The organism is Salipiger sp. IMCC34102, assembly GCF_004145405.1.
Lineage (GTDB): Bacteria > Pseudomonadota > Alphaproteobacteria > Rhodobacterales > Rhodobacteraceae > Loktanella.
In genome coordinates this window covers 1-2,500 of sequence record NZ_SELQ01000018.1, presented here as the reverse complement: position 1 = coordinate 2,500, position 2,500 = coordinate 1, and the positions used below count along the sequence as shown (strand labels likewise).

Genomic DNA, 2,500 nt, shown 5'->3' with positions numbered 1-2,500 from the left:
ACCCTCGGGGGTAGAGCACTGGATGGGTAATGGGGCCCCACAGGCTTACTGATCCTAACCAAACTCCGAATACCGAGGAGTACTAGATGGCAGACACACGGCGGGTGCTAACGTCCGTCGTGAAGAGGGAAACAACCCTGACCTACGACTAAGGCCCCTAATTCATGGCTAAGTGGGAAAGCAGGTGGGACGGCCAAAACAACCAGGAGGTTGGCTTAGAAGCAGCCATCCTTTAAAGATAGCGTAACAGCTCACTGGTCTAAACAAGCTGTCCTGCGGCGAAGATGTAACGGGGCTCAAGCCATGAGCCGAAGTCTAGGGTGTGTAGCAATACACGCGGTAGCAGAGCGTAGTGTGACATAGTTTCCTGTCTCCTTCGCGGGTTCGCCCGTATTGGAGACGCGAAGCTTTCGATGAAGCCCGGGCGTGAGCCATCGGGTGGAGAGATCACTAGTGAGAATGATGACATGAGTAGCGACAAAGAGGGTGAGAGACCCTCTCGCCGAAAGTCCAAGGGTTCCTGCTTAAAGCTAATCTGAGCAGGGTAAGCCGACCCCTAAGGCGAGGCCGAAAGGCGTAGTCGATGGGAACCAGGTTAATATTCCTGGGCCGTGGAGTGGTGACGGATCTGAGACGTAGTTCATCCTTATCGGATTGAATGGGCTGCCAACAGGTCCCTGGAAATAGCCCTCCTTCAAGATCGTACCCTAAACCGACACAGGTGGACTGGTAGAGAATACCAAGGCGCTTGAGAGAACCACATTTAAGGAACTCGGCAAAATACCTCCGTAAGTTCGCGAGAAGGAGGCCCGGTTTTTACGCAAGTAGAGGCCGGGGGCACAAACCAGGGGGTGGCGACTGTTTACTAAAAACACAGGGCTCTGCGAAGTCGCAAGACGACGTATAGGGTCTGACGCCTGCCCGGTGCCTGAAGGTTAAAAGGAGGAGTGCAAGCTCCGAATTGAAGCCCAGGTAAACGGCGGCCGTAACTATAACGGTCCTAAGGTAGCGAAATTCCTTGTCGGGTAAGTTCCGACCTGCACGAATGGCGTAACGACTTCCCCGCTGTCTCGAATGTGGACTCAGCGAAATTGAATTTCCTGTCAAGATGCAGGATACCCGCGGTTAGACGGAAAGACCCCATGCACCTTTACTACAGCTTCACACTGGCATCAGGCCATGCATGTGCAGGATAGGTGGTAGGCTTTGAAGCGGGGACGCCAGTCCTCGTGGAGCCTCCCTTGAGATACCACCCTTGCATTGCTTGATGTCTAACCGCGGTCCGTCATCCGGATCCGGGACCCTGTGTGGTGGGTAGTTTGACTGGGGCGGTCGCCTCCTAAATTGTAACGGAGGCGCGCGAAGGTTGGCTCAGAGCGGTCGGAAATCGCTCGTTGAGTGCAATGGCAGAAGCCAGCCTGACTGCGAGACTGACAAGTCGAGCAGAGTCGAAAGACGGCCATAGTGATCCGGTGGTCCCGAGTGGAAGGGCCATCGCTCAACGGATAAAAGGTACGCTGGGGATAACAGGCTGATGGTGCCCAAGAGTCCATATCGACGGCACCGTTTGGCACCTCGATGTCGGCTCATCTCATCCTGGGGCTGGAGCAGGTCCCAAGGGTACGGCTGTTCGCCGTTTAAAGAGGTACGTGAGCTGGGTTTAGAACGTCGTGAGACAGTTCGGTCCCTATCTTCCGTGGGTGTAGGATACTTGAGAGGAGTTGCCCCTAGTACGAGAGGACCGGGGTGAACGATCCACTGGTGGACCTGTTGTCGTGCCAACGGCAGTGCAGGGTAGCTATGATCGGACAGGATAACCGCTGAAGGCATCTAAGCGGGAAGCCCCCCTCAAAACAAGGTATCCCTGAGGACCGAGGTAGACCACCTCGTCGATAGGCCGGAGATGTAAGCGCAGCAATGCGTTCAGTTGACCGGTACTAATGGTCCGATAGGCTTGATTTGATCCAGTAGAAGCCTGGCTCAGATCGAAATACATACACACACAAGCGTCATGCGCTTGACCTGGAACAACGGACGATCGCGCCTCGGCGATCGGCCGGGTGGCAATGTGGGTTTGCATCGCAAATCCACAGCCACCCCGTCGATCATACGAGTGCAAGAAAACCGCTGATGTCGGAGCGCGAAAGTGTTCGACTGAGTGGCTGCATGTTTGCCTTGCCACCCGGTCGAAACACCTTCGTGTTTCCACCGTGCTTTTTTGGTGTGGTGATCATAGCGTGAGCAAAACACCCGATCCCATCCCGAACTCGGCCGTTAAGTGCCACAGCGCTGATGGTACTGCGTCTCAAGACGTGGGAGAGTAAGTCATCGCCACACCTAACAAGCACGGCCCTCGTATCTCTCTACCGATGAAAAACACCCGATCCGTCATACCAGACCGATCAATACCGCGGGATGGAGCAGCCCGGTAGCTCGTCAGGCTCATAACCTGAAGGTCGTAGGTTCAAATCCTACTCCCGCAACCAACTCAAACGAACAC

The 2,500-nt window shown here is 55.1% G+C and carries 1 tRNA gene and 2 rRNA genes (1 of these 3 cut by a window edge); all 3 read left to right on the top strand.

What is annotated here, in order from left to right:
• Nucleotides 1-1,962: ribosomal RNA gene (locus EU805_RS17165) — 23S ribosomal RNA — on the top strand (it extends 873 nt beyond the left edge of the window).
• 260 nt (nucleotides 1,963-2,222) lie between these two features.
• Nucleotides 2,223-2,337 (top strand): 5S ribosomal RNA (rrf, locus tag EU805_RS17160).
• A gap of 72 nt (nucleotides 2,338-2,409) precedes the next feature.
• Nucleotides 2,410-2,486: transfer RNA gene (locus EU805_RS17155), tRNA-Met, on the top strand.
• Nucleotides 2,487-2,500 lie beyond the last annotated feature (14 nt).